The 23,702-nt window shown below is 70.5% G+C and carries 22 protein-coding genes and 3 tRNA genes; 13 read left to right on the top strand and 12 right to left on the bottom strand.

Annotated elements, in window-relative coordinates:
- The first annotated feature begins 415 nt into the window (after positions 1 to 415).
- The 4 genes from AC2AXK_RS07480 to AC2AXK_RS07495 are packed head-to-tail and all read left to right on the top strand — an operon-like array spanning position 416 to position 3,104.
- A complete protein-coding gene (locus AC2AXK_RS07480) occupies positions 416 to 667 on the top strand; it encodes a hypothetical protein (RefSeq protein WP_484344726.1) in 252 nt (83 codons plus the stop codon).
- Entirely contained in the window at positions 664 to 1,479 is an 816-nt protein-coding gene (locus AC2AXK_RS07485; RefSeq protein WP_484344727.1) for an ABC transporter ATP-binding protein, read from the top strand. The genes AC2AXK_RS07480 and AC2AXK_RS07485 overlap by 4 nt, the downstream gene beginning before the upstream one ends.
- On the top strand, positions 1,476 to 2,249 hold the full coding sequence (locus AC2AXK_RS07490) for an ABC transporter permease (protein ID WP_484344728.1): 774 nt from the start codon (positions 1,476 to 1,478) through the stop codon (positions 2,247 to 2,249). The genes AC2AXK_RS07485 and AC2AXK_RS07490 overlap by 4 nt, the downstream gene beginning before the upstream one ends.
- A gap of 15 nt (positions 2,250 to 2,264) precedes the next feature.
- Positions 2,265 to 3,104 (top strand): MerR family DNA-binding transcriptional regulator, encoded by an 840-nt coding sequence (locus tag AC2AXK_RS07495; protein ID WP_484344916.1) that lies wholly within the window; start codon positions 2,265 to 2,267, stop codon positions 3,102 to 3,104.
- On the opposite strand, the gene AC2AXK_RS07500 is transcribed toward AC2AXK_RS07495, so the two are convergent.
- The 3 genes from AC2AXK_RS07500 to AC2AXK_RS07510 all read right to left on the bottom strand — a co-directional run bounded on the left by AC2AXK_RS07500 (position 3,061) and on the right by AC2AXK_RS07510 (position 4,105).
- Positions 3,061 to 3,137 (bottom strand) — tRNA-Val (locus AC2AXK_RS07500). The two genes, AC2AXK_RS07495 and AC2AXK_RS07500, sit on opposite strands and share 44 nt — an antisense overlap.
- Positions 3,138 to 3,221: 84 nt before the next feature.
- Positions 3,222 to 3,695, bottom strand: coding sequence for a peroxiredoxin (locus tag AC2AXK_RS07505; RefSeq protein WP_484344729.1), 474 nt, complete (start codon positions 3,693 to 3,695; stop codon positions 3,222 to 3,224).
- Positions 3,692 to 4,105: a DUF3052 domain-containing protein gene (locus AC2AXK_RS07510; RefSeq protein WP_484344730.1), complete on the bottom strand. Its 414-nt coding sequence runs from the start codon at positions 4,103 to 4,105 to the stop codon at positions 3,692 to 3,694. Before AC2AXK_RS07510 ends, AC2AXK_RS07505 begins: the two co-directional genes overlap by 4 nt.
- Positions 4,106 to 4,502: 397 nt before the next feature.
- Between AC2AXK_RS07510 and aceE the strand changes: the two genes are divergently transcribed.
- The gene (aceE, locus tag AC2AXK_RS07515) at positions 4,503 to 7,247 is read left to right on the top strand and encodes a pyruvate dehydrogenase (acetyl-transferring), homodimeric type (protein ID WP_484344731.1); all 2,745 of its coding nucleotides are present in this window, start codon (positions 4,503 to 4,505) and stop codon (positions 7,245 to 7,247) included.
- 94 nt (positions 7,248 to 7,341) lie between these two features.
- Here aceE and AC2AXK_RS07520 read toward each other — a convergent pair whose 3' ends face one another.
- The gene (locus tag AC2AXK_RS07520) at positions 7,342 to 7,998 is read right to left on the bottom strand and encodes a hypothetical protein (protein WP_484344732.1); all 657 of its coding nucleotides are present in this window, start codon (positions 7,996 to 7,998) and stop codon (positions 7,342 to 7,344) included.
- 155 nt (positions 7,999 to 8,153) lie between these two features.
- Here AC2AXK_RS07520 and AC2AXK_RS07525 point away from each other — a divergent pair, with 155 nt between their 5' ends.
- The 5 genes from AC2AXK_RS07525 to AC2AXK_RS07545 all read left to right on the top strand — a co-directional run bounded on the left by AC2AXK_RS07525 (position 8,154) and on the right by AC2AXK_RS07545 (position 13,107).
- The gene (locus tag AC2AXK_RS07525; RefSeq protein WP_484344733.1) at positions 8,154 to 9,347 is read left to right on the top strand and encodes a PucR family transcriptional regulator; all 1,194 of its coding nucleotides are present in this window, start codon (positions 8,154 to 8,156) and stop codon (positions 9,345 to 9,347) included.
- Positions 9,348 to 9,442: 95 nt separating this feature from the next.
- Entirely contained in the window at positions 9,443 to 10,444 is a 1,002-nt protein-coding gene (locus AC2AXK_RS07530; protein ID WP_484344734.1) for an ACP S-malonyltransferase, read from the top strand.
- Positions 10,441 to 11,445, top strand: a complete 1,005-nt coding sequence (locus tag AC2AXK_RS07535; RefSeq protein WP_484344735.1) for a beta-ketoacyl-ACP synthase III — start codon at positions 10,441 to 10,443, stop codon at positions 11,443 to 11,445. The genes AC2AXK_RS07530 and AC2AXK_RS07535 overlap by 4 nt, the downstream gene beginning before the upstream one ends.
- A 53-nt stretch (positions 11,446 to 11,498) precedes the next feature.
- A complete protein-coding gene (locus AC2AXK_RS07540) occupies positions 11,499 to 11,747 on the top strand; it encodes an acyl carrier protein (protein ID WP_484344736.1) in 249 nt (82 codons plus the stop codon).
- 115 nt (positions 11,748 to 11,862) lie between these two features.
- Entirely contained in the window at positions 11,863 to 13,107 is a 1,245-nt protein-coding gene (locus AC2AXK_RS07545; RefSeq protein WP_484344737.1) for a beta-ketoacyl-[acyl-carrier-protein] synthase family protein, read from the top strand.
- 132 nt (positions 13,108 to 13,239) lie between these two features.
- Here AC2AXK_RS07545 and AC2AXK_RS07550 read toward each other — a convergent pair whose 3' ends face one another.
- The 5 genes from AC2AXK_RS07550 to AC2AXK_RS07570 form a co-directional block, all read right to left on the bottom strand.
- A complete protein-coding gene (locus tag AC2AXK_RS07550; protein ID WP_484344738.1) occupies positions 13,240 to 13,740 on the bottom strand; it encodes a DUF3145 domain-containing protein in 501 nt (166 codons plus the stop codon).
- 129 nt (positions 13,741 to 13,869) lie between these two features.
- Positions 13,870 to 14,358, bottom strand: a complete 489-nt coding sequence (def, locus tag AC2AXK_RS07555; RefSeq protein WP_484344739.1) for a peptide deformylase — start codon at positions 14,356 to 14,358, stop codon at positions 13,870 to 13,872.
- A gap of 96 nt (positions 14,359 to 14,454) precedes the next feature.
- Complete coding sequence (locus AC2AXK_RS07560) at positions 14,455 to 15,273, bottom strand: DUF1206 domain-containing protein (RefSeq protein ID WP_484344740.1); 819 nt, start codon at positions 15,271 to 15,273, stop codon at positions 14,455 to 14,457.
- Positions 15,270 to 15,833: a type 1 glutamine amidotransferase domain-containing protein gene (locus AC2AXK_RS07565; protein WP_484344741.1), complete on the bottom strand. Its 564-nt coding sequence runs from the start codon at positions 15,831 to 15,833 to the stop codon at positions 15,270 to 15,272. The genes AC2AXK_RS07560 and AC2AXK_RS07565 overlap by 4 nt, the downstream gene beginning before the upstream one ends.
- An 84-nt stretch (positions 15,834 to 15,917) precedes the next feature.
- A complete protein-coding gene (locus tag AC2AXK_RS07570) occupies positions 15,918 to 17,027 on the bottom strand; it encodes a saccharopine dehydrogenase family protein (protein ID WP_484344742.1) in 1,110 nt (369 codons plus the stop codon).
- A 112-nt stretch (positions 17,028 to 17,139) separates the two neighbouring features.
- On the opposite strand from AC2AXK_RS07570, the gene AC2AXK_RS07575 reads away from it, so the two are divergent.
- From AC2AXK_RS07575 to AC2AXK_RS07585, 3 genes are all read left to right on the top strand, one after another.
- Positions 17,140 to 17,216, top strand: a tRNA-Ile gene (locus AC2AXK_RS07575).
- A 39-nt stretch (positions 17,217 to 17,255) separates the two neighbouring features.
- Entirely contained in the window at positions 17,256 to 17,780 is a 525-nt protein-coding gene (locus tag AC2AXK_RS07580; protein WP_484344743.1) for a hypothetical protein, read from the top strand.
- A gap of 16 nt (positions 17,781 to 17,796) precedes the next feature.
- Positions 17,797 to 17,869 (top strand) — tRNA-Asn (locus AC2AXK_RS07585).
- A gap of 60 nt (positions 17,870 to 17,929) precedes the next feature.
- Here AC2AXK_RS07585 and AC2AXK_RS07590 read toward each other — a convergent pair.
- The 3 genes from AC2AXK_RS07590 to dnaG form a co-directional block, all read right to left on the bottom strand.
- Entirely contained in the window at positions 17,930 to 19,723 is a 1,794-nt protein-coding gene (locus tag AC2AXK_RS07590; protein WP_484344744.1) for an ABC transporter ATP-binding protein, read from the bottom strand.
- Positions 19,720 to 21,633, bottom strand: a complete 1,914-nt coding sequence (locus AC2AXK_RS07595; protein ID WP_484344745.1) for an ABC transporter ATP-binding protein — start codon at positions 21,631 to 21,633, stop codon at positions 19,720 to 19,722. The genes AC2AXK_RS07590 and AC2AXK_RS07595 overlap by 4 nt, the downstream gene beginning before the upstream one ends.
- Before the next feature lie 66 nt (positions 21,634 to 21,699).
- Positions 21,700 to 23,652: a DNA primase gene (gene dnaG / locus AC2AXK_RS07600; RefSeq protein ID WP_484344746.1), complete on the bottom strand. Its 1,953-nt coding sequence runs from the start codon at positions 23,650 to 23,652 to the stop codon at positions 21,700 to 21,702.
- Between the last annotated feature and the right edge of the window lie 50 nt (positions 23,653 to 23,702).

The following is a 23,702-nucleotide window of genomic DNA, read 5'->3' on the forward strand; positions in this document are numbered from 1 at the left end:
GACCGAATGGCTCGCCGAAGCAGAACGACGGGTCGGAGACGCTGTGGTCCCTGATCGAGGGCATCTTCACCGCTGGGACGCCACGCCCATGCTATCGCCCGATGGCAACACCTCATCGGACGAGAAGCGCCCGCACCTTTCCCTCTTGAAAGAGGGCACCAGTCCTCGGCCGGCACCGGAGTTCGTGGAATGGCAGATGGGTCTCGAAGCCGGCGGTGAGTCGGTCGGAGGCGTCCGATTGCCGGAAACGAAAGGATGCCGGGCGGTGAGGCCCCGCCCTATCCGTCTATTGCCTCGCGAAAGGGTCGCGCGTCATTCTGAGTTTGGCCCTTGACATTGATCCTGCATCAACCCTGCACCCTGGGTTTCAGGAGACCTCGCACAGGTCGGGACGCTCCGTGAGAGGAGGCGGATGATGTCGGGCTTCATCGAGAAGGTCGTCGGCGACATCGGCGACAAGAAGCGGTGGCGGGAGTACAAGCGGCACGCGAAGGCGCTGCCTGCCGGCTACGCGGACGCGGTCGAGGCGTTGAAGCGGTGCCTGATGTACCGCGGGGCGATCACGAGAACGAAATACGCCGAGGGCGAGTGGATCGACACCGAGCGCAAGCGTCTGGTCGATGCGATCGCCCGTGCCGAGGCCGAGAGCGGGAGCGGGCGTTCATGACCGCGGGATCAGCGATCGCTCCGGCGATCCAGGTGCAGGGTCTGGAGAAGTCGTACGGGAAGCTCTCGGTGCTGCGCGGGGTGGACTTCAAGGTCGCGTCGGGAAGCGTCTTCGCCCTGCTCGGCTCGAACGGTGCGGGCAAGACGACGGCGGTGCGCATCCTGTCCACGCTGTTGAGGGCAGACGCGGGAGCCGCCAGCATCAACGGCTTCGACGTCTCCTCCCAGCCGGCACAGGTGCGGGAGTCCATCAGCCTGACGGGGCAGTTCGCCGCCGTCGACGAGATCCTGACGGGTCGGGAGAACCTGATCCTCGTCGCCAAGCTCCGCCATCTGAAGGACCCCAGCGCGATCGCGGACGGTCTGCTCGATCGGTTTGCGCTGACCGACGCCGGCAACCGGAAGGTCGGCGAGTACTCCGGCGGCATGCGCAGGCGGCTGGACATCGCGATGAGCCTGATCGGGAACCCGCCGGTGGTGTTCCTGGACGAGCCGACCACCGGCCTGGACCCGGAGCGGCGCATCGAGGTGTGGAGGGCCGTCGAGAAGCTCGCAGCGGGTGGGACGACGGTGTTGCTGACCACGCAGTATCTGGACGAGGCAGAGGAGTTGGCCGACCAGATCGCGATCCTGCACAAGGGCCGGATCATCGTCAACGGCACGCTGGACGAGCTGAAGAAGCTGCTGCCGCCGGCGAAGGTCGAGTACGTCGAGAAGCAGCCGTCCCTCGAAGACGTCTTCCTCGCCCTGGTGGGCGAGGACAGCGACGCCGCCGGCGTGAACGGCGGCGCGGGCGAGAAGGGAACATCATGACCACCCATTTCTTCGGTGACACCGCCACCCTCACCGGGCGGTCGATGAAGCATGTCCTGCGCAGCCCGGACACGATCATCACGACCGCGGTCATGCCGATCGCGATCATGCTGCTGTTCGTCTACGTGCTCGGCGGCGCCGTCACCACCGGGCAGGACACCGGCTCGGGCGAGTACATCGACTACGTACTGCCGGGTGTTCTGCTGATCACGGTCGCGATGGGCATCTCCTACACCGCGTATCGATTCTTCATCGACATGCGGGGCGGTATCTTCGACCGCTTCCACTCGATGCCCATCGCCCGGTCGTCCGCTCTGTGGGCGCATGTGCTGACCTCGCTCGTGGCCAACGTCATCTCCGTCGTGCTCGTGACGGGAGTCGCGCTCCTCATGGGCTTCCGCACGGGTACCGGAGTGCTGGGGTGGCTTGCGGTCGCGGGCATCGTGCTCCTGTTCATCTTCGCTTTGACCTGGGTAGCGGTGCTGTCGGGGCTGTCGACGAAGTCGGTGGATGGGGCGAGCGCGGTGCTGCAGCCGCTGATCTTCCTGCCGTTCATCAGCTCCGCGTTCGTGCCCACCGGGTCGATGCCGGGACCGGTGCGGTGGTTCGCCGAGCACCAGCCGGCGACCTCCATCGTGAACACGATCCGCGACCTGTTCGCCCAGCAGCCCGTCAGCGGGGAGATCTGGGTCGCACTGGCATGGTGCGTCGGCATCTCCGTCGCCGCCTACGTCGCCGCGATGCTCGTCTACCGGCGGAAGATCGCCTGAAGCAGGGTGGATGTCATGCTCACCATCAGCCAACTCGCCGCCTACGCCGGGGTGACGGTGGCGGCCGTCCGGCACTATCACAGGATCGGTCTGCTGCCCGAGCCCGGCCGTGACCGCTCCGGGTATCGCAGCTATGACGCCGCTGCGGTCGTGCGACTGATCCGTATCCACATCCTCGCCAGCGCTGGCGTGCCACTGGCGCAGGTAGAAGACCTCCTGGGCGCCGATCCGGAGGAGTTCGCCGATGGGGTTCGGCAGATCGACAAGCGGCTGCGAGCCGAGGTCCGGCTGGTTCAGGAGACCCGCAAGAGGCTCGCCCAGCTCGCCGCCGGTGAACAGCTGGCACTCCCGGCGAGCGTTGTCGGGTACCTCGACCGGCTCCGTGGTCTCGGCATCGAGGAGCGATTGATCGAGCGGGAACGGGATGCCTGGATCATGGTCGCAGCCCAGATCCCGGAACAGATCGACGCGGTCATCGCACAGAAGCACGCCGACCTGGACGACCCGGACATGGTGCGGCTGTACACCCTGCTCAGCGGAGCGCTTGACTGGACGGTGGACGATCCTCGCGTGGTCGAGGCCGCCGACATCCTGGACCGCATCACCACCCGCGCGGTCGAATCCGGCGACGTGCGAGAGGACGGGTTCGACGACACCTTCGTCGACCTGCTGGACGCCACGATGGCCGAGTCCGCCCCCGCCGCCAAACGGCTGCTCGCCCTCCTGGAAGAGCGCGGCTGGAAGGGCTGGACCCGCTTCGAGCGCATGCCCGGCGAGACCGGTGATGCCGTTGGTGTGAACAACGATCTTCTGGTGGGCCCGGAGGGACTCGAACCCCCGACATCCACGGTGTAAACGTGGCGCTCTAACCAACTGAGCTACAGGCCCCGGTGAACGGGCGGACACAGCCTACCCGGTGCGGCATGCGTAGCCGCGTGTCCGGCCGGGTTCCGCACCTGGCCGTGACGATTCTCAGAGCGCCGCGAGCGCGCCCCGGTACGCGTCGAGCTCCCGGCGTTGGCCGCGCCCGTTGACGACGGACCAGCGCACGATCCCCTCGGCGTCGAGCAGGAAGCTCCCCCGCACTGCGAGCCCCAGGGTCTCGTCGAACACTCCGTACCGCCGGGCGACCTCACCGTGCGGCCAGAAGTCCGAGAGCAGGTCGAACCCGAAGTCCTCCTGGGCGGCCCACGCCTTGAGCGAGAAGACCGGGTCGCAAGAGATGGCGAGGAGCCGCACGCCCTGGGTCTGGAACTCCGCGATGCTGTCCCGCAGCTCGCACAGCTCGTTCGTGCAGATGCCGGAGAAGGCGAACGGGAAGAAGACGATGAGCACGCGCTCGCCCCGCAGGTCCGCCAGGCGCACGGGAGTGCCGTGCGTGTCCTGCAGGGTGAAGTCCGGCGCGGCCGTGCCGACCTCCGGGGCGCGTGCGGCGGCAGCGGTCACTTGCCGCGGCCGCGCGTCCCGAGCTTCGTCGCGGACCAGTCCTGGGCGATCGAGAAGGTGCTCGTCGCGTGCAGGCCGGCGGTCGTCGCGGCCTCCTGGATGTCACTGTGCCCCACGTGGCCGTCCCGGCCGGGCTTGCGCGTGAAGATCCAGATGAGGCCGCCGTCGTCGAGGACCGTCTGCACGTCGACGAGGGTGTCCGTGAGGTCACCGTCATCCTCGCGCCACCAGACCACCACACCGTCCGTGACGTCGTCGTAGTCCTCGTCGACGAGCTCGGTACCGGTGATCTCCTCGATCGCCTCCCGGAGGTCCTGGTCGGCGTCGTCGGCCCAGCCGAACTCCTGGACGACGAACCCGGAGGCGAAACCTAGGCGGTCCGCATCCTGGGGCTCAGTGGTCGCTACCACGGTGATGGTCTTCCCTTCCCGTCGGGGTCACCGCACGCAGGACGCGGCGGATCGATCAATGGTGGCAAACGTAGCCCACCCAGCGCCACGTCGGGGCGAAAACGGGCGCCAGGGGCGTCGTGTCCGGGCTCCCGGCGCGGCTGGCTCGCCGTCGCGGACCCGTCCCTGGCACGTCAGGATCGGCCCCATCACTGGGATGTCACGAATGTCACGTGCCCGGGTCAGTGGACAGAGTGGCTTTACCCTCGCTAGACCCACGAGAATGTGTGGAACTACCGAGAGACAGGCCACCGCTCGACGCTGCGCGCAGCGCCCGGACGACTGGTCGGGCTGCCGGTTGACGCGAGCGATGGGGCACACGGCCCCGCAATGCTCTGGACACGATGTGAGGTTGCTGGTGGCTAAGCACGACGAGACGCGACCGCTGATCAATGGTCTGTTGAGCCAGGTCCCTGATATCGACCCCTCGGAGACCGGTGAGTGGGTCGAGTCCCTCGACGGCCTGATCGACGACCGCGGCGGACCCCGCGCCCGCTACATCTTGCTCAACCTGCTCAAGCGGGCACGGGAGCGCAACGTCGCGATCCCGACGTCCATCAACACCCCGTACGTGAACACCATCGGTGTGCACGAGGAGCCGTACTTCCCGGGCGACGAGGTCATGGAGCGCCGGTACCGCAGCTGGAACCGGTGGAACGCGGCCGTCATGGTGACGCGCGCCCAGCGCCCGGAGATCAGCGTCGGCGGGCACATCTCGTCCTACGCCTCCGTCGCGACCCTCTACGAGGTGGGCCTCAACCACTTCTTCCGTGGCAAGGACCACCCGGGCGGCGGCGACCAGATCTACTTCCAGGGCCACGCCTCCCCCGGGGTGTACTCCCGCGCGTTCCTCGAGGGCCGCCTCACCGCGGACCAGCTCGACGGCTTCCGCCAGGAGCACTCCCACGCCGGCGGTGGGCTGCCGTCCTACCCGCACCCCCGCCAGATGCCGGACTTCTGGGAGTTCCCGACCGTCTCCATGGGCCTCGGCCCGGCGAGCGCGATCTACCAGGCGTGGACCAACCGCTACCTGCACAACAACGGGATCAAGGACACGAGCCAGCAGAACGTCTGGGCGTTCCTCGGTGACGGCGAGATGGACGAGCCCGAGAGCCGCGGCATGCTCCAGCTCGCCGCTCAGCAGAAGCTCGACAACCTCAACTTCGTGGTCAACTGCAACCTCCAGCGCCTCGACGGACCCGTCCGCGGCAACGGCAAGATCATCCAGGAGCTCGAGGCGTTCTTCCGCGGTGCGGGCTGGAACGTCATCAAGGTCATCTGGGGCCGCGAGTGGGACGTCCTGCTCAACGCCGACAAGGACCGCGCCCTGGTCAACCTCATGAACATCACGCCCGACGGCGACTACCAGACGTACAAGGCCAACGACGGCGCGTTCGTCCGTGAGCACTTCTTCGGCCGTGACCCCCGGACCAAGCAGCTCGTCGAGAAGATGACCGACGACGAGATCTGGGCCCTCAAGCGTGGCGGCCACGACTACCGCAAGCTCTACGCGGCATACGCCTCGGCCGTCGCCCACACGGGCCAGCCGACCGTCATCCTCGCGCACACGATCAAGGGCTACGGTCTCGGTTCGGGCTTCGCCGGCCGCAACTCCACGCACCAGATGAAGAAGCTCAAGGCGGACGACCTCAAGGGTCTGCGTGACGCGCTGAACATCCCCATCACGGACGCCGAGCTCGAGGCCGACCCCTACGCGCCGCCGTACTACCACCCCGGTGCCGACGCCCCCGAGATCCAGTACATGCTCGAGCGCCGCCGCCAGCTCGGTGGCTTCGTCCCCGAGCGCCGTTCCACGTCGACGGCGGTCACGCTGCCGGACGAGAAGATCTACGACGTCCTCAAGAAGGGCTCCGGGCAGCAGGAGGTCGCCACGACGATGGCGTTCGTCCGCCTGCTCAAGGACCTCATCAAGGACAAGGAGTTCGGCAAGCGCATCGTCCCGATCATCCCGGACGAGGCGCGCACCTTCGGGCTCGACTCGATCTTCCCGTCCGCGAAGATCTTCAACACCCAGGGCCAGAACTACCTCGCGGTGGACCGTGAGCTCATGCTCTCCTACAAGGAGTCCGAGTCCGGGCAGATCATGCACACGGGCATCAACGAGGCCGGCTCGGCCGCAGCCTTCCAGTCCGTGGGCACCTCGTACGCCACGCAGGGCGAGGTGATGGTCCCGTTCTACATCTTCTACTCGATGTTCGGCTTCCAGCGCACCGGGGACCAGTTCTGGGCGGCGGGTGACCAGCTCACCCGCGGGTTCATCATCGGCGCGACCGCAGGTCGCACGACGCTCACCGGTGAGGGGCTGCAGCACGCGGACGGCCACTCCCCGCTCCTCGCGGGCACGAACGCCGCCGTCGTCCAGTACGACCCGGCGTACGGGTACGAGATCCGCCACATCGTCCGTGACGGCATGCAGCGCATGTACGGCGAGAACGAGTCCCGCGACCAGAACGTCATGTACTACCTCACGGTGTACAACGAGCCGATGATCCAGCCGGCGGAGCCGGAGGACGTCGACGTCGACGGGATCCTGCGCGGCATCCACAAGATCGCCACCGCTGAGGGCGACGGGCCCCGCGCCCAGATCCTCGCGTCCGGCGTCGGTGTCCCGTGGGCGCTCGAGGCCAAGGAGCTGCTCGCCAACGACTGGGGCGTGCAGGCCGACGTCTGGTCCGTGACGAGCTGGAACGAGCTGCGCCGCGACGGTCTCGCCGCCGAGCAGCACAACTTCCTCAACCCGTCGGCCGAGCCCCGCGAGGCGTACCTCACGACGAAGCTCCGCGACGCCCAGGGTCCGTTCGTCGCGACGAGCGACTTCGACCACCTCGTCCCTGACCAGGTGCGTCAGTGGGTGCCGGGCGACTACGCGGTTCTCGGGGCGGACGGGTTCGGGTTCTCCGACACGCGCGCGGCCGCTCGCCGCTACTTCAAGATCGACGGCCCGTCCGTCGTCGTGCGGACCCTGCAGCAGCTCGCGAAGCGGGGCGAGGTCCCCGCGGACGCTCCGGCCCGCGCCATCGAGCAGTACCGCCTGCACGACGTCAACGCCGGGACGTCCGGCACCGCGGGCGGCGACTCCTGACGCCCGTCTGACGCGAACGACCGAGGCCCGGTCCCTGGCAACAGGGACCGGGCCTCGGTCGTTGGTGCTCCGGACGTCAGGGTCCGGGCCGGGATCAGGTCCCCGCGGGGTGCTGCTCGGCCTGTGCGATCTCGCGCTCCAGGCCCGCGCGGATCTTCGCGACGGCACTCTTGTCCGGGTGGTACGACAGCGCGTCGAGGTGCTGCCGGGCATCGAGGATCCGGTCCGCCTCGAGAGCGGCCCGCACGACCTGCTCCCCCACCTCGGGCGTGTGCTCGCGCGCCCGCCAGTGACCGACACCCAGGCCGAGGGCCTCGACAGGCAGGCCCGCCTCGCGGAGCGTGGCGATGCCCTCGGTCAGCGCCTGGCCGGACGGGTCACGGTCCGCCGCCGTGGCGAGCCGGCGGATCGCGGCATCCTGGTCGTCGTGGAGCGACAACCGCGCGAGCTCGATGAGCGGGTACCACGCGCGCGGATTCCCCGCGAGCTCCTCACCGAGTGCCCAGGCAGCGAGGTCGGCGGCGCGCTGCTTCTCGTGGTCGTCGGACGGCGCTGCGAGCGGGTCGTCCACCTGCGACCCCTCGGACGCACGGCGCCGGACGACCTCGGAGAGGGCTTGGAACGCGCGGATGTTGTTCGGGTCGTCCACGAGCATCGCGCGCAGCGCGTCCTCGTGGAGAGTGTCGCCGCGGCGGTCGCCTCGCGTGGGGCGGCGCGCGCCGATGGTCGACGCCGAAGTGGATCGGCGCATGAGCTGACGGAGTCTGGGCATGAGTGCCATGAGCCGACGATAGCCGTTCTGCCACGGTTGCACCGCCCCGATGACCGGGATGTGCATTCCGACACATTCGCGCATGCCACCGTGTTCTTGTGTGGACTCGACAAACGCCGGTCTACTCTAAGCGGATGGTTCCAGCTGTGAAGAAGGCGTCCGCGGGAACAGGCCCGGTGCCGGGGACGGCCGCGAACATCCAGCGCGTGCGCGACGGCAGCGGGCTGCTCACCGCCGCAGCGCTCCGCCGGCTCGACGACGAGCTGCCGTGGTACCGCGCGCTCGCCGCAGACGACCGGTCCTGGGTCGGGCTCGTCGCACAGTCCGGCATCACCGCCTTCGCCACCTGGTACGCGAACCCGAACGTCCCGCCGCACGGCGTCGGCGAGATCTTCGCCGCCGCACCACCGGACCTCACGCGATCCATCTCCTTGCAGCACACCCTCCAGCTCGTGCGCATCGTCGTCGAGGTGGTGGAGAGCCACAGCGACCAGCTGGCCGTGCCGGGTGGGGAACGAGACCTCCGCGAGGCGGTCCTGCGCTACTCGCGGGAGGTGGCGTTCTCCGCAGCGGAGGTCTACGCGCGCGCCGCCGAGGTCCGCGGCGCGTGGGACGCGCGCCTCGAGGCGCTCGTCGTGGACGCGATCGTGCGTGGTGATCACGACAACTCGTTGCGCTCACGGGTCTCGGCGCTCGGCTGGAGCGGGCGCGGGAGCCTCCTCGTCATGGTGGGGACGACCCCGACGGCACTCGACGAGGTCCGTGCCGCCGACCTGCGGCGTGCCACCCGGCGCGCCGTCGACGACGCTCTCGTCGGCATCCAGGGGGACCGCATCGTCCTCGTCCTGGGGGGCGAGGGCGACCTCTTCGCGGCCGCGAACGCCCTCCTTCCGCGGTTCGGCCCGGGCCCCGTGATCATCGGACCCGCGATGGAGAGCCTCGACGACGCATCCCGGTCAGCAGCGGCAGCGCTCGCCGGGCTCACCGCCGCACCTGCATGGCCCCACGCCCCGCGTCCCGTCCTGGCCGACGAGCTCCTGCCCGAGCGCGTGCTCATCGGAGACGCGGAAGCGCGCCGGACGCTCGTCAAGCAGGCCTACCTCCCCCTGTCGCAGGCGAACGGCTCGGTCCTCGAGACGCTCTCGGCGTACCTCGGCACCGGACGGTCGCTCGAGGCAGCGGCGCGCGACCTCTACGTCCACCCCAACACCGTCCGCTACCGTCTACGGAAGGTTGCCGAGCTGACGGGCTGGGACCCCATGGACGCCCGCGAGTCGTTCGTCCTGCAGGTCGCGCTCGCCGTCGGGCGGCTCCCGGCTGAACGCTAGGCCACTCCACCTTGTAGGTTGCTCACAATCCTCGCCCGGATTTCCGTGCGCGTCGTGACGGCCCTCACCCCCACAGGATCGGGCAGAGTTATACCGTGCTTGCCGTCGTATGCCCTGGACAGGGCTCCCAGTCCCCCGGAATGCTCGCGCCCTGGCTCGAGCTGCCCTCCGTCGCCGACCAGCTCGACAGCTTCTCTGACGCCGCCGGAATCGACCTCGCGGCCCATGGCACGACGAGCGACGCCGACACGATCCGGGACACGTCGGTGGCGCAGCCCCTCATCGTCTCGGCAGCACTCGTGTCCCTCCGCGCGATCCTCGGCGCGGGAGACGCACCCGTCGTCGTCGACGTCACCGCGGGGCACTCCGTTGGTGAGTTCGCCGCGGCAGCTGTCGCCGGCGTGTTCGACGACGCCGGCGCCGTCGGTCTCGTCCGTGTGCGCGCAGAGCTCATGGCTGCGGCGGCGGCCGCGACCCCGACGGGGATGAGCGCCGTGGTCGGCGGAGACCCGGCAGAGGTGCTCGCCGCGATCGACACAGCGGGCCTGTACGCCGCGAACGTCAACAGCGCCGGCCAGGTCGTCGCCGCAGGTTCGCCCGAGGGGCTCGCGAACCTCGCGGCGAACCCGCCGGCGAAGGCACGCGTCATCCCGCTGCAGGTCGCCGGTGCGTTCCACACCCCGTTCATGGAGGCGGCCGTCGAGGCGTTCGGCCCCGTCGCCGCGGACTGGTCCGCCCAGGACCCGCGCACGACGTTCCTGTCCAACGCCGACGGACAGACGTACGCGACCATCACGGGGGACGGATCGACCCACGGGACAGCGGCCAGCGTCCTCGAGCGCCTCACCGAGCAGATCGTCGCTCCCGTGCGCTGGGACCTGTGCCAGGAGCAGCTTCTCGCGCTCGGCGTCACCGGCCTCCTCGAGCTCGCGCCGGGTGGTGTCCTCACCGGTCTGGCCCGGCGTTCGTTGCCCGGGGTCGAGACCCTGGCGGTGAAGACCCCGGCAGACATCGCCGCGGCCCAGGATCTCGTCGCCAGGCACAGCACATCCACCCAGGCCCAGGCCGCGACGACGTCGGGATCGACCCCCCAGTGACCGTTCAGCTCAAGCAGTCCACCGGCCCCCAGTTCTCGCGGATCCTCGGCATCGGTGCGGAGCGCGGTGCGAACGTCGTGACGAACGACGACATCGCGGGCCCCATCGACTCGTCGGACGAGTGGATCCGCCAGCGCACCGGCATCATCACGCGCCGGCGCGCCGGTGCCGACACCGACGTCCTCGACCTGTCGGTCGCCGCCGCGGAGCGCGCGCTCGCAGCAGCTGGCCTCACGGGCGCGGACATCGACGCGGTCATCCTCTCGACCGTCACGTACTTCCACCAGACGCCGTCCGCCGCGGCCATCGTCGCCGACCGCATCGGGGCATCCCCTGCTGCGGCCTTCGACATCTCAGCGGCGTGCGCCGGCTACACGTACGGGATCGGTCAGGCGGACGCCCTCGTGCGTTCCGGGACCGCCCGGCACGTGCTCGTCATCGGCGCCGAGAAGATGAGCGACTTCATCGATCCGACCGACCGGTCCATCTCCTTCCTCCTCGGCGACGGCGCCGGCGCAGCGGTCGTCGGCCCGTCCGACTTCCCCGGCATCGGCCCCACCGTCTGGGGCTCGGACGGTTCGAAGGCGCAGACGATCCGCCAGACGCATTCCTGGAGCGACCTGCGGCAGAACCCGGAGCTCGGGTGGCCGACGCTGCGTCAGGAGGGCCAGCCGGTGTTCAAGTGGGCGAGCTTCCAGATGCCTGTCGTCGCCCAGGCAGCGCTCGATGCCGCCGGGGTCACCGCCGACGAGCTCCAGGTGTTCATCCCGCACCAGGCGAACATGCGCATCATCGACCAGTTCATCAAGCAGCTCAAGCTGCCGGAGAGCGTCGTCGTCGGACGCGACATCGCTGACACGGGCAACACGTCCGCCGCGTCGATCCCGCTCGCCGCGGAGCGTCTGCTCCGCGAGGGCGCCGCGAAGTCCGGTGACATCGCTCTGCAGATCGGCTTCGGCGCAGGGCTCGTCTACGCGGCCCAGGTCGTCGTCCTCCCCTAACCTTTCCTCTCGTTCCACTCGTCACATCAGCTCACCCACACAAGGAGAACCCCATGGCTCACACCACCGAAGACGTCCTCGCAGGTCTCGCCGAGATCGTCGCCGAGGAGACCGGCCTCCCGGCCGACTCCGTCACGTCGGAGAAGTCGTTCACCGACGACCTCGACATCGACTCGCTGTCGATGATGACGATCGTCACGCACGCCGAGGACAAGTTCGGCGTCACCATCCCCGACGACGAGGTCAAGAACCTCACGACCGTGGGCGACGCCGTCACGTTCATCACGGGCGCGCAGGCCTGATCCTCGCCTGACGCCGCCACGGCCGACGCCCGTCCCGTACGGGCGTCGGCCGGCACCGGGCCGCAGGTCACCCCCGCCGCCCCGCACCTCACCCGACACGCCCCAGGAGACCTGCATGAGCACCCATCGCGACGTCGTCGTCACCGGCCTCGGCGCCACCACTCCGCTCGGCGGGGACGTGGCCTCCACATGGAACGCTGCCCTGGCCGGCGAGTCGGGCGCACGCACCCTCGACAACGACTGGGCTGAGCAGTACGGCATCGCCGTGAACTTCGCCGCGTCCATCAAGGTCGCGCCGTCCGAGGTGCTCACCCGACCCGAGACCAAGCGGATGGACCCCTCCGCGCAGTACGCCGTCATCGCTGCGCGCGAGGCATGGGCCGACGCCGGTTCGCCCGAGATGGACGGCGACCGCCTCGGTACGGTCGTCTCGTCGGGCATCGGGGGCATCTGGACCACGCTCGAAGCGTGGGACACCCTCAAGGAGAAGGGCGCCCGCCGCATCCTCCCCATGACCGTCCCCATGCTCATGCCCAACTCGCCCACGGCCTACGTGTCGCTCGAGTTCGGAGCACGCGCCGGGGCGCACGCTCTCGTCTCGGCATGCGCGTCCGGGGCCGAGGCCATCGCGTACGGCGTCGAGATGATCCGATCGGGACGGGCCGACGTGGTCATCGCCGGCGGTACCGAGGCCACGATCCACCCGATGCCGATCTCGGCATTTGCTGCCTCACGGACGCTGTCCCTGCGCAACGACGACCCCGCGGGAGCCTCCCGGCCCTACGACGTCGACCGTGACGGCTTCGTCATCGGCGAGGGGGCGGCCGTGGTCGTCCTCGAGGCTGCCGACCACGCCGCCGCGCGCGGCGCCCGGGTGCACGGCCGTATCGCCGGCATCGGGCTCACCGCCGACGGCTACCACATCACGTCGCCCGAGCCGTCCGGCGCGGGCCAGGTGCGCGCGATGCGCGCCGCTCTCGAAGACTCCGGCACCACGACGGCCGACGTCGTGCACGTCAACGCCCACGCGACGTCGACCATCGTCGGTGACCTCATCGAGGCCCGCTCGGTCAGTGCCGTCCTGGGCAGCGATGCCGACCGCGTCGCGCTCTCTGCCACGAAGTCCATGACCGGCCACCTCCTGGGCGGCGCGGGGGCTCTTGAGACGATCTTCTCCGTCCTGGCCGTGCGCGACCGTCAGGCACCTCCGACGATCAACGTCGAGACGCCCGACCCGGAGCTCACGCTCGACCTCGTCCGCGAGACCCCGCGTGCCCTGCCTGCGGGTGACATCGTCGCGATCAACAACTCGTTCGGGTTCGGTGGGCACAACGTCGCTCTCGTGGTCGCCAGCGCCTGACGGCTCGGATCCACGCAGCTCCAGCACGGTGCCTGCCGCACCACGCGGGGCATGACGACGGGGCGGACCTCGATGAGGTCCGCCCCGTAGTCATGGGAGGGAGTTGTCGGCCGCTGGCGGGTCTCGATGCACCTAGCCCACGCGGTGGAGCCACCGCACGGGAGCGCCAGCGCCGGCGTAGCGGAACGGCTCGAGCTCGTCGTCCCAGGCCTGACCGAGGGCCAGGTCGAGCTCCTGACGCATGCGACGTGGGTCCTGGGCGTGCTCGAGCGCGGCACGGATGCGGTCCTCCGGCACGACGATGTTGCCGTGCACGTCGGTGGCTGCGTGGAAGAGGCCGAGGTGTGGCGTGTGGCTCCAGCGTGAGCCGTCGGTGCCGTGGCTCGCCTCCTCTGTCACCTCGTAGCGCAGGTGGCTCCACCCGCGCAGGGAGGACGCGAGGCGCGCGCCGGTGCCCTGGGGGCCGAGCCACGAGAGCTCAGCCCGCAGGAGTCCGGGCGCGGCAGGCTGCTCGGACCACTCGAACGTCACCGGCCCGCCCAGGACGTTGCCGGCAGCCCACTCCAGATGTGGGCAGAGCGCTCGTGGAACCGAGTGCACAAAAAGTACGCCGCGTGTGCTCGTACCAGCCATGGTGTCCCTCCCAGGGTTGAGATTCGTCTTCCCCAACGAACCTCTGGACCGGGACGAGCATGTCAGTACAGCGCACGGGTGCTTCCGTGGGTCACATCATGCCGGACGATCGTCCGGATGGCGAACGGCTCAGAGCGACTCGCGCAGCTCGCGCATGGCCTTCTTGCGGACCGCCCGCTCGAGCCGGTCGAGGTAGAGGTGCCCGTCGAGGTGGTCCACCTCGTGCTGGAGGCACCGCGCCATGAGCTCCGTCCCCTCGACCACGACCTTCTTGCCGTCGAGGTCGGTCCCCTCGACGCGCGCGTACCAGGCACGTTTCGTCGGGTACCACAGGCCGGGCACGGAGAGGCACCCCTCGTCGCCGTCTTGGTACTCGTCCTCCGAGAGCTCGACGATCCGCGGGTTGAGGACGTACCCGATCTCGTCGTCGATGTTCCACGAGAACGCTCGCAGGCTGACGCCGATCTGGTTAGCGGCGAGGCCGGCGCGGCCGTCGTGGTCGACGGTCTCGAGCAGGTCCGTGACGAGACCCCGGACCCGGTCGTCGATCACCGTGATCTCGTCGCACGGGGTGCGCAGGACGGGGTCGGGGATGACGCGGATCTCTCTCATAGCCATGCCGTCATTCTTCCACGAGGGCGAGCGCAGACCGGCACCCGCGTGCGCTCGCGCCGGGTGGCGTGCGTCGCAGCCGCCAGGGCTGCGACGCACCGCTCACATGCGTGCGTAGCGGGCGCGCGCGAACGAGTAGACGCCGTACGCGACGAACCCGAGACCGACGACGGTCAGGAGGATCTTGCCGAACGGCGCCTCGGCGAGGGACCGCAGCGCCGCGTCGAGGCCCGATGCCTTCTCGGGGTCGGCGGTCACGGCGCCGACGACGAACAGGGCGCCCATGATGAGCAGAGCAGCGCCCTTGGCGGCGTAGCCGATGGTGCCCGCGAGGACGACGCCACGGCCCAGCTGCCCGCCGGGTCCGGCGCCGAGATCCTCCTCGAACTTCTTCGTCACGCCCTTGTACACGTGGTAGCCGCCGACGGCCGCGATCCCGAGCCCCACTGCCGCCACGAGCATCTTGCCGCCGGTGGACGTGAGGAGCTCGGCGGTCAGAGCGCCGCTGCCACCGCCCCCGCCCGATCCTGTGACGACCGAGACCGTGAGACCGGCCAACGCGAGATAGGCCACGGCCTTGCCCGCCGACTTCGCCCGCTCGGCGGTGTCCGAGGCGTCGCGCCGCGCCGCCGGACCCGCCACGGCTCCGGTGATCTGCACGATCGCCAGCGCGACGAGGGCCACGACCGTGAACCACAGGAACGCGGGCCCCCAGGACGTCTCGTTGATCTCGGCGAGAGCTCCGGTCTGGTCCGCGCTCCCGCCCGCGTCGGAGGACGTGAGTGCGATCCGCACGGCGATCCATCCGATGACCAGGTGGAGCGCGCCGCTCGCGACGTAGCCCCCGCGGGCGAGGGTCCGCAGGTGGGGCGAGTGCGTCGCACCGGCCGTCGCGGACCTCGCTCCGCCCCGTGCGCTCACGCGGCGTCCCCGGTGAGCGCAGCGGTGATGGCCCCGACGAAGGCGGGCAGGTCGTCGGGGGTCCGTGAGGTGATGAGCAGCCAGCCGTCGGAGTCGTCACGCACGACCTCCTCGTCGAGCCAGCTGCCCCCGGCGTTCTGCACATCCGTGCGGAGGCTGGGGAACGAGGTGAGGGTCTTGCCGCGGACAAGGTCCGCCTCGACGAGCAGCCACGGTGCGTGGCAGACGGCGGCAACCGGTCGCCCCGAACGCGTGAACTCTCGCACGAGCGTGAGAGCCGTCGGGTGGGTGCGGAGCGTGTCGGCGTTGATGGTCCCGCCGGGCACGACGAGCACGTCGTAGTCCGCTGCCGACACGTCGCCGAGGGCGACGTCCGGGTCAACGGTGGGGCCGTCCTCGTCGTCGTTCACGAGCGTCCGGACGGGCGCCTTCTCGGCTGCGGCGACGGTCACGGCGGCACCGGCGTCCCGCAGCGCCGTGAGGGGGGTGAGCAGCTCGTCACGCTCGACGCCCGCGTTGGTGACGATGATCAGGGCACGCTTGCCGGAGAGCTCAGCCACGGTCGGGCTCCTTCTGCTCGGTGTGGGGACGGGCTATACCGTGGCACGGCCCGGGTGGACGTGCCACCGCGGCAGCACATCGCGTCACTGGGGGTAGATGCCTGCGCCTGCTGCGCCGTCGAGGAGGGCATCGAGGCCGAACGCCTCCACGGGCCCCAGGGCACCGGTGCCCTGCACGCCCTGATCCGCGGCTCGCAGCGCTCCCCAGGCGAGGAGGTCAGCGGTGAGACCGTACGCCTCGGGGCCGTCGAGCCGTGCCGTCCCCAGGAGCGTGCCGTAGTCGTCGAACGCCTCGGCGACGACCTGGGTACGCACGTGCGCCACCTGCTCAGGCGTCGGACCGGCCGGGAGCCGGTCGACGAGGGCGGCTCCGAGACGGGAGACGCCGCCCGGGGTGCCAGGAAGCCTCGCGAGCAGGCCGGTCACGGGCGCCAGCCTCTGCACCGCGACGGACATCGGACCGAACCACCCGAGGTAGACGTCGACATCCTTGAGCGTGGGGCACGACCGCGGGAGGGTCAGCTGTTCGGTGCCGCCCACGTTGAGGGCGGGCCGGGCTCTGCCGTCGACCATGAACCGGCGCAGCCGTGTCGCGGTGCGCTCCGGGACGAGCTGCCCGTCGTGGAACCGGTAGGCCGGTTCCCGTCCGGCGCCGAGCATCGATCGCGCCGTCCCCCGGCTCATGGCGTGGCGGTTCGCTCCGGTCATGAAGTACCCGACCCGCAGACGGGTCACGGGCCGAGGCGCGTCGGCGGCGGCCCGCAGGGCGAGCACGCCGGCCAGGTTCCCCGGCACCCAGTCGCTGCCGAACGCTGTGAGCAGTGCCGCGCCGGTGCCTTCGGCCTGGGGGCCGAACCTCGTGAAGACCTCGCGGATGAAGGGCGCCTCGCCGGTCGAGTCGAGGTAGGTGGCACCTGCCCGCACGGCGGCGGCGACCACGGGAGCGCCGAGCTGCTGGAACGGGCCCACGGTGCTGACCACGACGTCGCCCGGACGGATGAGGCGCGCCAACGAGGCCTCGTCGGTGACGTCCACCTGTGCGGTCTCGAGTCCGCCGAGCTCTGCTGCGAGGCGGGCGAGCCGGCCGGGATCGCGACCAGCGAGCAACGGTCGGCCCCCACGGTCGACGAGAGCGCGCGCCGTGCGCCCGCCCGTGTATCCGGTGGCGCCCAGCAGGACGATCCGCGCAGTCATCACTACCTCCGGTCTGCCGCGGCACAGATGCCACGACACGGGCCATCCTCCCGCTCGAGGAGCGGGTCGGCATCAGGGCCGTCGTTGCGATCCGGGCTAGGATCCTCACCGCGCCCCGTTAGCTCAGTTGGTCAGAGCACCCGACTCATAATCGGCTGGTCGCCGGTTCAAGCCCGGCACGGGGCACCACGCACCGCTTCACCCGCGCTCGCGGGCTACGGTGGGCGGATGGCTCTGTTCACACGCAAGGACGTGCTGCCCACCTCCGTCCGCGGGTCGCTGAACCTCGCGCACGGCGACGCTGTCCTCGGGCAGGCGCCGCTCGTCGACGGCCAGTGGGCCGTCGCGACGCGTCAGCGCCTCCTCGTGTCGAGCGCCGCAGGCACGACGGGCCTCGACCGCGCCTGGTACGACGTCGACCGGGCACGGTGGGACCCGGACTCCACGACGCTCACGGTGCACTGGGTCGACGGGGCCCGCCCGACGGCGCTGTCCGTCGCGACGAAGCGCACCGCGTTCCTGCGGGCGTTCCGCGAGCGCGTGCAGGCGTCCATCCTTCTCACGGAGACGGTGTCCCTCCCCCGCGGCTCCACGGCACGCGTCGCGGTACGCCGCACCCCCGACGACGAGCTGTTCGTCCAGGTGGTCGCGGACGAAGGAGCGGACCTCGGCTCGCCCGACTCGGCAGCCCTCGTCCGACGCGTCGTCGCCCGGCTGGCAGCTGCGTCCGGAGCACCGGCGGGAGCCTGCTAGAGTTTTCTTCGGTCGATCCCGCGTAGCTCAGTTGGCAGAGCATCCGACTGTTAATCGGACGGTCACTGGTTCGAGTCCAGTCGCGGGAGCCCACACAGAAGGCCCCTGACCTGCAGAGATGCAGGTCAGGGGCCTTCTGTTTCCGTGCCTCAGCGGTAGGCGGACGCCTGCAGGGTGAACAGCTCCGAGTAGATGCCGCCGCGCGCGAGCAGCTCGGCGTGGGTTCCCGTCTCCGCGATCCCACCCTCGTCGACGACGATGATGAGGTCTGCCATCCGCACGGTGGAGAAGCGGTGCGAGACGAGCAGCGTCACCGCTCCTGTCACCTCGGCCACCCGGCGCGAGCTCTCCGCATACCGCGTGAAGAGGTCGTGCTCCGCCTCCGCGTCGAGTGCGGACGTCGGCTCGTCGAGGACGAGCAGCAACGGGCGCTCACGCATCATCGCCCGGCCGAGGGCCAGCTTCTGCCACTGCCCGCCCGAGAGCTGTGTGCCCTCCGAGTGACTGTTCCCGAGCGGTGTGTCGAGGCCGTCGTCGAGTCGTTCGAGGATGCTCGTGGCACTCGCCCGGTCGAGGGCCCCGAGCACGGCGTCGTCCGAGTCGACGTGCGGGAGGTCGCCGAGGCCCACGTTCTGACGTGCGACGAGCTCGAACCGGGAGAAGTCCTGGAAGCCCGCCGCGATCCGCTCCCGCCAGGACTCGGTGTCGATGGACCGCAGGTCGGTGCCGTCGACGAGCACGGCACCGGACGTCACGTCGTAGAAGCGGCACAGGAGCTTGACGAGGGTCGTCTTGCCCGCGCCGTTCTCCCCCACGATCGCGACGGTCGACCCGGCGGGCAGGTGGAGGTTCGCCCGCGTGAGCACCGGGCGGTCCGTCCCCGGGTACGTGAACGACACGTCGGCGAAGGTGATGCCCTGCTCCAGGCGGGTCGGTGCGCTCGTCGGCGTCGTGCCGTCCTTTGGCGCGCGGGGCGCGACGAGGGCGCGGAGCCAGTCGAGCGTCACGAGCGACCGGGCACTGCGCTGGAGCTGCTGGAGGATGGTCACGGCCGACGTCACCTGGGCGTTGACCTGGGCGGCGAGCGTGATCACGAGGACGACGTCCCCCACCGTGTGCTCACCGGCGACGGCGTCGCGCACCACGAGGATGGTCGCAGCGACGTACGCGACGGCGAACACGAGCTGGCCCATGACCCGCAGTCCGCTCGCGCGCATCTCCCCCCGCCAGAGCAGGGCCGTGGCGGTCTCCCAGGAGAGCTTCTGACGTTCCCGCACCTCGGGGCCGAGACCGCAGACCCGCAGCTCCTTCGCCGGGCCAGGGTCGGTCGCGAGCCCGAAGAGGTGCCGTGCTCGTCGGTTCTCGAGGGCCGCCGCCTCTCGCGCCGCCGCCGCGACGGACTCCGCCCGCTTGCCGAGCAGGAGGGGCGGAACCGCTGCCAGCGGGAGCGCGAGGAGCCAGGGGTTGAGCCCTGCGAGGAGCACGGCCGTGATGACCACTGCGATGGCGAGGCCGATGCTCGACAGCAGGGCCTGCATCGATCCCCAGCCCGAGCGGTGCAGCTCCGTGCGCAGGACCTGGAGCTTGTCGGCGTAGTCCGGGCGCTCGTGGTGCTCGAGCCCGGGCGAGCCGTTCGTCACGTCGATGAGGTCCCGCTCGAGCCGCAGCACGGCCAGGTCCCCGAGCTCGAAGTAGAAGATGTGCGCGAAGTGGCCGGCGGTCAGGGCCGCGATGACGAGCGCCGCCACCGCGACGGCGTAGGCCGTCGCACTGCTGGCGTCGCCCGAGACGGCGGCGTCGGTGAGCCCTCCGAGCGCGGGCGCAGCGAGGGGCAGTGCCACGGACTGCAGCAGCATGAGGACGAGCGCGACGACGAACCGTCGCGGGTCCGTGCGGTACGCCAGGCGCATCAGGGCGCCCACGCCCTTGAGGGTGTCGATCATGATGCTCCTCCGTCGGTCGGCGCGGCGCTGGCGACGAGGTCGTCGTCGGGGTCGAGCGGCTCGGTGTCGCCGAACTGCTCGGCCTGGAGCCGGAAGAGTCCGGCATAGTGCCCGTCGAGCGCCATGAGCTCGTCGTGGCTGCCCTGCTCGACGAGCCGTCCCTCGTCGACGACGACGATGTGGTCGGCGCGCCGGACGCTGGAGAAGCGGTGCGAGATGAGCAGGGACGTCACCCCCCGCGTGAGGTCGACGAACTGGTCGAAGAACGCTGCCTCCGCACGCACGTCGAGCGCGGAGGTCGGCTCGTCGAGCACGAGGACCCGCGCTCCGCTCGCGAGGGCGTAGAGCGACCGGGCGATGGCGACCCGCTGCCACTGGCCGCCGGACAGGTCGGCGCCGTCCTCGTAGGCCCGCGCGAGCGGCGAGTCGATGCCCCGGGGCAGGCCGTCGAGGACGTCGAGGATCCCTGCTGCGTCAGCACTGGCACGGATGCGCTCGGTGCTCCGGGGCGCATACGCGGCGCCGAGCGCGATGTTGTCGGCGGCCGAGAGCTCGTAGCGGACGAAGTCCTGGAAGATCACGCTCACCTGCCGGCGCCACGCGTCGACGTCGAGCTCCGCGATGTCCGTCCCGTCCGAGGTGATGCGTCCTGACGTGGGCTCGTAGAGCCGCGTGAGGAGCTTGACGAGCGTCGTCTTCCCGGCACCGTTGACACCGACCACGGCCGTGCAGCGTCCGGCCGGCAGCTCGAGGTCCAGACCGTCGAGGACAGGTCTGCCCGACCCGGGGTACTGGAAGTCGACGCCCTCGAACCGGAGGGACGACTCCGGGCTGCGTGGTGGGACGGGGGCCGTCCCGGGCGCACGTCCCAGAGCGGCTGCCTCGCCCAGCCGCTCCTCGAACGTCGTCAGTGCGGTCATCGACAGCATCCCGTACTGGGTCGCGACGTCCGCCTCGGGGTAGTACTCCCCCAGGAGGAGCGCAGCCACCACGGCCTGCAGGCCGAGCGTCAGCCCGGTGAGGCTGATGTCCCCGGCAGCGGCGCCGCGGGCGAGCGTGACGATGACGAACGCACCCACCCCGAGCCCGATGACCGTGTAGAGGAAGTAGGGCCACAGGTACACGGTGCGCCGGCGTGCGGTCACGGGAGCGAGCATCGCCCGGCTCGCCTCGTCGTACCGGTCCCCGAACCACCCGGTGAGCCCGAAGACGCGCAGCTCCTTGGCGGCGGCCGGCCCCATCGCGACCTCGCGCAGGTAGAAGGACCTGCGTCGGTGCCCGACGACCGTCGCCCACACGCTGAAGTACTTCCGCAGCCCGCCGCGCTGCCCGTACCGGAACACCATCGTGGCTCCGACGAGCGCCAGCGCAGCCCAGCCGGAGGCGACGAGCGCAACGATGACGGCGTACCCCAGGAGCCGCACGTACCGCGCGACGAGCGCGAGGACGCCCGAGCACGCGGCACCGGGGGTCTGGAAGCTCGAGTCCATCTGGCGGCTCGCCTCACTCAGGGCGTCGAGCGTGCGCTGGTCCTCCATCGGGCCGATGCCGGTGGAGGACAGTGCGCCCGCGACGAAGCGATCGCGCAGACGACCGTCGACCCGCCGTTCGAGGGCCGCGCCCACCGCTGTCTGCAGCGGTGCGAGGACCTGCTGGAGGCAGAAGACGGCAGCGGTGAGGACGAACACCCACACGAGCTCGTCCCACGCCGCGCCGCCGACGCCCTCGGCGACGGCGCCAGGGACCTTCCCGACGACGACGCTCGTCCCGACGATGAAGGCTACGGGCGCCAGGCCGAGGAGGACGTTGAGGACGAGGAGAAGGGCCACGAGCCACAGCCCGCCGGTGGGCAGGAGCCGGGCGATGCGCAGGCGGGGAAGCAGGGCGGTGTCGATCCAGGTCCGGGTCACGGACGTGACCGTACCGCGATTCCCGTCCTGCGTATCCGTTTTTCTGGCGTCCTGGGACGACCTCCGCTATCCGGCGCCGTCACGCAGCTCTCGTCGCTCCGTCTCGAGGTGCAGGAGATCGGCGAACGCCTGCTGGTACGCCTCGGCGTCGGCGACCGGGTCGATCCGCTGGAGACGGCTCTTCGCGTCGCCGATCCGCCGGGTCATGCCGAGCTCGAGGAACGCTCGCACGACACCGCGGGCGTAGTCCTCGATGGCGCTCGGCCGATCCTCGGGCAGGGGCGCCACCGCCAGCTCGTTGACGAGCGCGACGACGGGCTCCGAGGCGGCCTCGGTGACGAGCCCCACCCATCCGGAGTCGGGGAGCGAGCTGGCGGCGCCCAGGCCGCCGGCGGCACGGACAGCCTCATGGACCGCGCGCCAGGCCGGGACGGTGAACGCGTCCCCGGGGAGCTGGTCGACCTTGTCGGCGGGTACGAGGTGCGGGTACTGGAGCAGCACCTCGAGGGTCTGGCGCTCGAGCCGCGCGATCGGGTCGTCCTGGCTCGCCCGGGTGTTCGCACTCCCGGCTGCGGAGCGCGCCGGCACCTGACCACGGTCGCCGGACGGTGACCCGGAACCCTGCCGCCCTGGTGCCCCTGCGGCGCCCTGGGCACCGCCCCGACCTGCGTCGTTGACGGCGCGACGCACGGTCTCGCCATCCATCCCGAGCCAGCCCGCGAGCATCCGCGCGTACTCCGGGCGCAGCGCGGTGTCCCGGATGCCGGCAACGATCGGCGCGGCCGATCGCAGGGCGGCCACGCGCCCCTCGGCGGTCTCGAGGTCGTGGGCGGCGAGCGTCGTGCGGATGACGAACTCGAAGAGCGGCTGGCGGCCCTCGACGAGCGCCTGGACGGCCTGCGGCCCGCGCGCCTGGCGCAGCTCGCACGGGTCCATGCCGCTCGGCTCGACGGCCACGAACGTCTGGGCGTAGAACTTCTGGTCCTCGCCGAACGCCCGCAGCGCGGCCTTCTGGCCCGCCGCGTCACCGTCGAAGGTGAAGATGATCTCCCCGCCGGAGGAACCGCCACCGGCGAGGCGTACCCCACCGCCCGCGCTCGTGTCCCCCACGAGCCTGCGCACGAAGCGCACGTGGTCAGGGCCGAACGCGGTACCGCAGGTCGCGACCGCTGTCGTCACGCCCGACAGGTGCGCCGCCATGACGTCCGTGTAGCCCTCGACGACGACGACCTGCTTGTTCTTGGCGATGTCCCGCTTCGCGAGGTCGATGCCGTAGAGCACCTGCGACTTCTTGTACAGGGCGGTCTCGGGGGTGTTGAGGTACTTGGGCCCCTGGTCCTCGTCGTAGAGCTTGCGCGCGCCGAAGCCGATCGTCTCACCGGTGACGTCGCGGATCGGCCACATGAGGCGACCGCGGAAGCGGTCGTAGACGCCACGGCTCCCCTGGCTGACGAGGCCCGAGGCCATGAGCTCCGGCTCCGTGAACCCGCGACCCCGGAGGTGTCGCATGAGGTTGTCCCACCCGTTGGGGGCGTACCCCACACCGAAGTGCTCGGCGTCCGCGCGGTCGAAGCTGCGCTCGGCGAGGAACGTCCGGCCGACCGCCGCCTCGGGGGTCAGGAGCTGCTCCATGAAGTAGGCACCGGCGATGCGGTGAGCCTCGATGAGCCGCTGCCGCTTTCCGGGCTCCTCGGTCCGCCGCGGACCGTTGCCCTCCTCGTACCGCAGCTGGAGCCCGACACGGCTGGCGAGGTGCTCGACCGCCTCGGTGAAGCCGAGACCGTCGATCTTCTGCACGAAGGAGATGACGTCGCCGCCCTCGTTGCACCCGAAGCAGTGCCAGCGACCCACCTGGGGGCGCACGTGGAACGACGGGGAGCGCTCGTCGTGGAAGGGACACAGACCCTTCATCGAGCCGACACCCGCGGACCGCAGCGTCACCTGCTCGCCGACGATCTCCTCGATGCGCGCCTTCTCCCGGACCGCGTCCACGTCTTCGCGCTTGATGAGCCCTGCCACACCGTCGAGTCTAGGCTCCGCGGCCACCGGGGGCCGACGGCGCCCGACGC

The sequence above is a fragment of the Sanguibacter sp. Z6_81 genome (assembly GCF_057180625.1).

Excerpts from the sequence above, each read along its gene's own strand:
- AC2AXK_RS07480 (WP_484344726.1), top strand. The coding sequence starts at position 416 with ATGTCGGGCTTCATCGAGAAGGTCGTCGGCGACATCGGCGACAAGAAG.
- AC2AXK_RS07485 (WP_484344727.1), top strand. The coding sequence starts at position 664 with ATGACCGCGGGATCAGCGATCGCTCCGGCGATCCAGGTGCAGGGTCTG.
- AC2AXK_RS07490 (WP_484344728.1), top strand. The coding sequence starts at position 1,476 with ATGACCACCCATTTCTTCGGTGACACCGCCACCCTCACCGGGCGGTCG.
- AC2AXK_RS07495 (WP_484344916.1), top strand. The coding sequence starts at position 2,265 with ATGCTCACCATCAGCCAACTCGCCGCCTACGCCGGGGTGACGGTGGCG.
- AC2AXK_RS07520 (WP_484344732.1), bottom strand. The coding sequence starts at position 7,998 with ATGCGCCGATCCACTTCGGCGTCGACCATCGGCGCGCGCCGCCCCACG.
- AC2AXK_RS07525 (WP_484344733.1), top strand. The coding sequence starts at position 8,154 with ATGGTTCCAGCTGTGAAGAAGGCGTCCGCGGGAACAGGCCCGGTGCCG.
- AC2AXK_RS07540 (WP_484344736.1), top strand. The coding sequence starts at position 11,499 with ATGGCTCACACCACCGAAGACGTCCTCGCAGGTCTCGCCGAGATCGTC.
- AC2AXK_RS07545 (WP_484344737.1), top strand. The coding sequence starts at position 11,863 with ATGAGCACCCATCGCGACGTCGTCGTCACCGGCCTCGGCGCCACCACT.
- AC2AXK_RS07550 (WP_484344738.1), bottom strand. The coding sequence starts at position 13,740 with ATGGCTGGTACGAGCACACGCGGCGTACTTTTTGTGCACTCGGTTCCA.
- def (WP_484344739.1), bottom strand. The coding sequence starts at position 14,358 with ATGGCTATGAGAGAGATCCGCGTCATCCCCGACCCCGTCCTGCGCACC.
- AC2AXK_RS07570 (WP_484344742.1), bottom strand. The coding sequence starts at position 17,027 with ATGACTGCGCGGATCGTCCTGCTGGGCGCCACCGGATACACGGGCGGG.
- AC2AXK_RS07580 (WP_484344743.1), top strand. The coding sequence starts at position 17,256 with ATGGCTCTGTTCACACGCAAGGACGTGCTGCCCACCTCCGTCCGCGGG.
- AC2AXK_RS07590 (WP_484344744.1), bottom strand. The coding sequence starts at position 19,723 with ATGATCGACACCCTCAAGGGCGTGGGCGCCCTGATGCGCCTGGCGTAC.